5 protein-coding genes are annotated in these 6,934 nt (G+C 61.8%); 2 read left to right on the forward strand and 3 right to left on the reverse strand.

Annotation, left to right across the window (positions count from 1 at the left end):
* On the reverse strand, positions 1 to 205 hold a 205-nt coding region (locus tag BKG60_RS23350), incomplete at its 3' end, for a hypothetical protein (RefSeq protein WP_131823459.1).
* A 1,014-nt stretch (positions 206 to 1,219) separates the two neighbouring features.
* Here BKG60_RS23350 and htpG point away from each other — a divergent pair.
* Together htpG and BKG60_RS23360 are read left to right on the forward strand one after the other, a co-directional pair.
* Entirely contained in the window at positions 1,220 to 3,172 is a 1,953-nt protein-coding gene (htpG, locus tag BKG60_RS23355) for a molecular chaperone HtpG (RefSeq protein ID WP_070947245.1), read from the forward strand.
* 78 nt (positions 3,173 to 3,250) lie between these two features.
* Positions 3,251 to 4,588, forward strand: coding sequence for a WS/DGAT/MGAT family O-acyltransferase (locus BKG60_RS23360; protein ID WP_070947246.1), 1,338 nt, complete (start codon positions 3,251 to 3,253; stop codon positions 4,586 to 4,588).
* A 26-nt stretch (positions 4,589 to 4,614) separates the two neighbouring features.
* Here BKG60_RS23360 and BKG60_RS23365 read toward each other — a convergent pair whose 3' ends face one another.
* Together BKG60_RS23365 and BKG60_RS23370 are read right to left on the reverse strand one after the other, a co-directional pair.
* On the reverse strand, positions 4,615 to 5,289 hold the full coding sequence (locus tag BKG60_RS23365) for a methyltransferase family protein (protein ID WP_070947247.1): 675 nt from the start codon (positions 5,287 to 5,289) through the stop codon (positions 4,615 to 4,617).
* Positions 5,290 to 5,320: 31 nt separating this feature from the next.
* Positions 5,321 to 6,661, reverse strand: coding sequence for a WS/DGAT/MGAT family O-acyltransferase (locus BKG60_RS23370; protein WP_070947248.1), 1,341 nt, complete (start codon positions 6,659 to 6,661; stop codon positions 5,321 to 5,323).
* Positions 6,662 to 6,934: the final 273 nt, after the last annotated feature.

Genomic DNA, 6,934 nt, shown 5'->3' on the forward strand with positions numbered 1-6,934 from the left:
CCCGATACGACAACGAGACACCCTCGAAACACACCGCCACCGCATCCGCAGCACGCTGCACCTGAGCCCCGAACAACACCGGAACCGAAGACTCCACCACCGGCCGCATCAACACCGCCCGATGACCCCACCCGAACAGCTCCTCGTGCTCGTCTTCGTCCAGAAAATCCAGCGACGACAACCGTCGAGTCAGGTCGGCGGTCACGAGAAAGCCCCGCGAATTGTCAAGGCGAGAGGACGACGGTCAGCGTCGCCCAAGGGGTGGATGCACACCTGGCCTCCCTCACACCGAGTCGACCAGCAATAAATCGTTCGGCGATCAGGTTGCACGGCGGTTGCCCCTACCGCGCGTCCATGTTAAACGTGCCTTTGGCCCACTCCAGCTATTTGATGTCTAGTTGCAGAGCGTCAGCATAGCCATTTCGAGCCGACGTGGACACCGATTCAGCAATCCGATGAGGAATCTGTCGCCACACCACGTTGAAGAACCCGTTTTGGACACATTCGCCAGTATTTGGCAATCGAGATGGCATCACCGATGTGCATACTCGGCTCCCTCGCCTCCAGGATCCGCACAGTCCGTACGGCGCGCAGCCGACCCGACCGCGCATCCGAGTCCGCGATCGTCCACCACGTGGGCCGCAACGACCTTGCCGGCACCGAGTACGTCAACAGCGCCACGACAAGGACCGATATTTACGCTGGTGACAGCACTATTCGACCAGAAGCAGGTGAAGCGACGTCCCCAGCACCTTCCCGTCGTCAACGATGGCATCACACCGACACTCGTACGACAGCGGCGTAATTCAATTCAGCGAAGCAGGCTGAGTCCGTACTGTGCGACAGGCCCAGCGGAACTCGCCTCTTCACTGGCTGAGCGAAGATTTAGCAAACTATGCTGCCCGTTATCCAACATGGCCGCCGTCACATTCTCTGGACTCGACGGCGGGGTTAAGTGGGCCAGATCAAGCGGGACGTCCGTCGCCTCGACACTCCGCAATAGAATTTGCGACTGCAAGAATGGCAAACTTTCAAGATCACAGCCGCGGCAGGCTTTGACCAGATTCGAATTCACGCCGCAGGAAAGAGCACTGCAGGCTGACACATTCAAGATCGGCCTCAGGGCCGGCGTCGGTCGGTAGCCGTCTTTGCGGCGATGACCGATCGGTATTCTCCTCGGTGATAGCCAACGTCAGTTGATCTGTGGGGATGGAATCACATGTCTGCAAGTGTCGAACAGTTGGAGTTTCAGGCGGAGGCACGCCAACTCCTGGATCTGCTGGTTCACTCGGTCTACTCCAACAAGGACTCGTTTCTGCGAGAGCTGATCTCGAACGCGTCGGACGCCTTGGACAAGCTCCGCCTCGAGACGATGCGGAACAAAGACCTGACCGCCGACATCTCTGACCTGCACATCGACATCGAGATTGGGCGGAACCCGCGGACACTGACCGTGCGCGACAACGGCATCGGGATGACGCGCGAGGAGGTCGTCGACCTGATCGGCACCCTCGCCAAATCCGGGACCGGGGAGCTTCGCCGGCAACTACAGGAAGCCAAGAAGGCGGCCGACTCCGAGGAATTGATCGGGCAGTTCGGCGTCGGCTTCTACTCCACCTTCATGGTGGCCGACAAGGTCGAACTGCTCACCCGCAAAGCCGGGGAGAGCGGCGCCACCCGGTGGGTGTCGAGCGGTGACGGCACCTACACCATCGAATCCCTCGATGATGCACCGCAGGGCACGTCGGTCACGCTGTACCTCAAACCCGAGGATGTCGAAGACCAGCTTCACGACTACACCGCTGAGTGGAAGATCCGAGAGCTCGTCAAGAAGTACTCCGACTTCATCGCCTGGCCGGTCCGGATGCAGGTCGAGAAGCACACTCCGGCCGCCGAGGAGGGCGGTCCGGACACGGTCACGGTCGAAACCGAAACGCTCAACTCGATGAAGGCGTTGTGGGCCAAGCCCAAAGACGAGGTATCCGAAGAGGAATACCACGAGTTCTACAAGCACATCGCCCATGCCTGGGACGATCCGCTGGCCGTCATCTCGATGAAGGGCGAAGGCAGTTTCGAATATCAGGCCCTGTTGTTCATCCCCTCGCACGCCCCGTTCGACTTGTTCACCCGGGATGCCAAGACCGGGGTCCAGCTCTACATAAAGCGCGTCTTCGTGATGGGAGATTGCGAAGAACTCATGCCGAGCTACCTGCGCTTCGTCAAGGGCGTCGTGGATGCACAGGGCATGTCACTCAATGTCTCTCGCGAGATCCTGCAGCAAGATCGGCAGGTCACCGCGATCCGTCGCCGGCTGACCAAAAAGGTTCTGTCGACAATCGCGGATCTGCAGTCCAGCAAGCCCGAGGATTACCGCACCTTCTGGACGCAGTTTGGCGCTGCCCTCAAAGAGGGTCTGATGTCCGACATGGACAACCAGGACACGCTGCTGCGGATTTCGTCCTTCACCTCCACGTTGTCCGCTCCAGAGGATGACAACGGAGTCACCACGCTGCCCGAGTACGTGGAACGCATGAAGGACGGACAGGAACAGATCTTCTACGCGACCGGACCCTCTGTCGAGCAACTCCAAAAGTCGCCGCACCTGGAGGCGTTCAAGGCCAAAGGGTACGAGGTGCTCCTGCTCACTGACCCGGTCGACGAAGTCTGGGTGGGCTCGGTACCCGAATTCGACGGCAAGCCGCTGCAGTCGGTCGCCAAGGGTGAGGTCGACCTCGACTCCGAGGAAGACAAGGCCGCGCATGAGGCCGAGCGAGAGGCTCAGAAGCAGGAGTTCGCCGACCTCATGGCCTGGCTGAAGGAGACACTGAGCGAACGCGTTTCTGAAGTGCGCTTGTCCAGCCGCTTGACCGAGTCGCCGGCCTGTCTGATCACCCCGACGTTCGGAATCACGCCGGCGCTGGCGCGCATGTACCGGGCTTCCGGACAAACCGTTCCGGTCGGGAAGCGGATCCTCGAGCTCAACCCGTCCCACCCGCTGGTCATCGGCTTGCGTCAGGCACATTCGGCGAGCGGCGATGATGCCGGTTCAGATCGACTCGCCGAGACCGCCGAATTGCTCTACGGCACAGCTCTTCTTGCCGAAGGCGGGGTGCCCGACGATCCAGCCAAGTTCGCCGGAATACTCGCCGACCGCTTGGCCAGCACGGTGTAAATGACGCTATAGCAGCCGATTCCGGGCATTTGCTGCAATTGCCAAGTGAAACGGCGCTCAGGCTCGTACCGTACAAAAATGGGCAACGTACTCGACCTGCTCGATCAGACCATGTACGACATCGGCCAAGCGACTCGCTCGAACACGCTGCTGCAGTGTGTCTGGGTCTACGACCGCCCCATCGACATCGACGGGCTCCGCCGGTTCCACGGCCATCTTGTGCGGGGACGGTTGTCTCGCTGTATCGCCCGATCACCGTTGCCGTTCGGCCGCAGCCGCTGGGTAAAGGCCGACAACGTATCGGGCCTCGAGATCGTCGAGTCGGCCCGCCCGCGCGAAGAGTTCGACGACTGGCTGGGTGAGCAGGTCAACTTTCCGTTGGACTCCGAGCAGGGACCCGCATGGCACCTTGCCACCCTGCCCTTCACCGAAGGCGGCGCGGGCGTGAGTTTGGTCATCTCACACTGCCTCACCGATGGTGTTGGGTTGTGGGAAGCGATGGCGGATGCCGCGCTCGGCCACGACGACCCGATCAGCTGGCCCGAGGCCGCGTCGCGCGGGCGATGGCAGGCCATCCGCCAAGACGCCGGCCAAACGGTAAGAGATATCCCTGCCATCGGCCGTGCCATCGTCGGTGCGATTCAGATGGGGCGACAAGGCCGTAACGGTGCCGCAGCCGCCGCGCCCCCCGCCGCCTTGTCATCTGAGCCGCCCCCCGAAACCGACGAATCCCACCTTCTACCAACCGCAACGATCTTCGTCGATGCCGAAGAGTGGGACGCCCGAGCCCGCGCTCTCGGCGGAACGCGCAACACGCTGCTTGTGGGACTCGCAGCTCGGCTCGCCTACCATGCGGGGCGGGTTGCGGCAGACGGATCGGTAGTGGTAACCCTCCCGGTCAACGAGCGCACCGCCGACGATACCCGGGCCAATGCGATCAGCGGTGTTCGTGCGACGGTCAATCCCGCATCCGCCACCACAGACCTGGGTGAGATCCGGGCCGCGGTCAAACAAGAACTGATTCGACACTCCCAGGAGCCCGACCCTCAACAGGTGATGAACGCCCTGGTACCCCTCATGTCCGAAAGGGTTCTCAAAGCTGCCCGCAGTGCGACCAGGGGCAATCCCTTCAATCTCGTGGGCGCATCCAATGTCGGAGAGATGGATACCGCCGCTGGACGGGCAGACGGCACCGACGCAGCTTCGTTCGCCCTGAGACTGCATCACCTCGGTGTGGCCACGTCGACGTTGCACCGCTATGGCGGCGTGCAGACCATGTTGTCGGGCACGATGAACGGGCAGATATTCATCTCGCTGATTTCGTATCTGCCGGGCCGGGCCAACTCCAACGACGAATTGCGCCTCGATCTTTCGACCGCACTGAAGGAGTTCTCCCTGAGCGGCAGCTATCTCTGACCAACGGGATCACGCAGGCGCAGCCGTCACCAGACGAGTGGCACCAGTCGGTAGTGCACCTTCTGCATGTATTCCCGATAGCCGGCGAGCTGCTGTCGGAGCAGCTTCTCCTCGTCCTGGATGCGGAACGTGTACAGGGTCAGGACGGGAATGAGAACAGCCAGCCCCCACCAGGAGCCGAGCGCCAGCGGCATCCCCGCCACCATGAGCAGCGCCCCCATGTACATCGGATGCCGGACCAGGCCGTAGAGGCCCGTGGAGACCAGCTTCTGCTCCGACTCCACGGTGATGTTGGCCGACGCGTAGCTGTTCTGGATGATCGTAAAGATCGTGATCACGAGGCCGACTGCGAACATCACGTTGCCGATCCAAGATACGGCGGTGGGTACTGGGGACCAACCGAAGCGGTGGTCAAGGCCGCAGAACACCGGCAACGCGACGGACAGAACTGCGATGACGCCGATGACACCCTTTTGCACCGGTCTCGACTCCGCCTTCTGTACGACGCGCATACGCCGCTCCACGACCGCCTTGTCCTTACTCAACAGGTAGACGGTAGAGGCAATTGCCATCACCGCGTACACCGTCAGGAAAACCCACGCCTGCCAGTAGTTGAATGTCCCCGCCGGCACGAAGAGCAGCGCGCCCAACGCCAACAGGCCGAATACGGATTGGACAGCCACCCGAATGTTGGTGTTCATGTGATTCTCCTACATTGTGATTGCGGGACGCTCACAGAAGCGAGCCGGTCAGCGAAAAATCGTCAAGTGCACTTGAAAGATCTTCTTGCAAACGGTCATTCGTGTTCACCCGACCGGGAAGATAGGAATGGGCCGAGACGAAGACCTGGCCGTTCGCTCGCCCTGACAGAAACGACTGCGTCCCCCCAAAGCGGTTGAGCATCGCCTCCGAGAGCCCGAGGTGGGGAAGAACCTTGATGGCGAAGTGGTCGGACTCTGTGCCATCCGGCCGACTGGCGGCCGGGTTGACCACACCCAGGTTGGATGAGCCGACCTGATTGGGTGAACCGACACGAGAAGTGGCGCCCAAGAGGCGCTTGGGCAGCAGGGGAATGATGGCATTCACCGCCTGTTCCTCGTCGGGCACCTCCCGGTGGCGAATCAGTGCTTGTTTGACCGCGGCCCGGATCGCGCGCAGGTCTGTGGTCGCAATTGCGGGGTCGACCGTAACGGCAACACTGCTTCTCGCATTGGCCCGGGTATCTCCGTCGGCACGTTCATTGACCGGCATCATCACGATCACCGAACCGTCTGCGCCGACACGTCCGGCTCGATGCGCAAGCCGAGCAGCCAGCCCCACGAGCAACGTGTTGCTGGTGCCCCCGAGCGCTTCTGCGCGGGCATCCCACTGCTCGGCATCGACGAGGACCGTTGCCATCGGAACTGCGACTGTTTGGTCGGAGCCCGCGACGGATGCAGTCGGTGTGGTCGTCGGGGAAGCAGTCGGGCTGGCGGCTCCGGCGTTCGCGCGGCTACGCCGGGCCAACCGAACAGAGGCGATCATGCCTCGGCACATGGCGGGGATGTCCCTTAGGGTCTGACAACCGTCTTGCCACAAGGCTTTCCATTGACCGCGCGACGCGGGCGACGGCCAACTGTTCGGGTCGTCGCAGCCCAGTGCCGCATCAGCCAACGCCTCACAGAACCCGACGCCATCGATGAGGCAATGCGAGACGACCAAGCTGATGCCCGAGCCGCCGTCGGTGAACGGAAGCACTGCAAGGTGCCAGCCGGGCCCGCTCTCGCAATCAATCGGAGTATTGATCTGCTCGTCGAGCCAATCGTCGAATTCTTCCCGTGGCCGGGCGGTCTCGACAATCTCGAGCTCGGAATAATTTTCGGGCGCTACCCAGCGGTGGCGCCCGAACGGCAGTGGTGAGCGTTCGATGGCGCGGGACAACCGCCCGCGACGAAGGTGGTCGTGGAACTGCTGAAGACCACCCACGTCGATTGGGCGGTCGTAAATCCAGACACTCTGCAGAAGGCTGTTGACTCCGATCGCCAGGCCGAGGTCAAACGTGCGCTGGTCGAGCACATCGAGAATGTTGCTCACCTTCGGAACTGCAGCCTCGTTGGCCACGCGCGCGTCGTTTGTGTACGTGGTCCGCATCTGCGATCACCGCCCCCAGTTTCAGTCGCTCGAGTTTCCGCGCCGGCGCATCGGCACGAGTTATTCCGCGGCACTTTCCAATTGCGCCTTGAGTTGTTGTGCGTATGTGTTCAGTGCTTGGGGTAGGAACATTTCGAAGTGGGTGCAGCCCACCGGTAGCACGGTGATCTCACCGGAAACGTAGGGGCGCCAACTATGCAGAAGTGAGCGCGCGGC

The organism is Mycobacterium syngnathidarum (assembly GCF_001942625.1).
Lineage (GTDB): Bacteria > Actinomycetota > Actinomycetes > Mycobacteriales > Mycobacteriaceae > Mycobacterium > Mycobacterium syngnathidarum.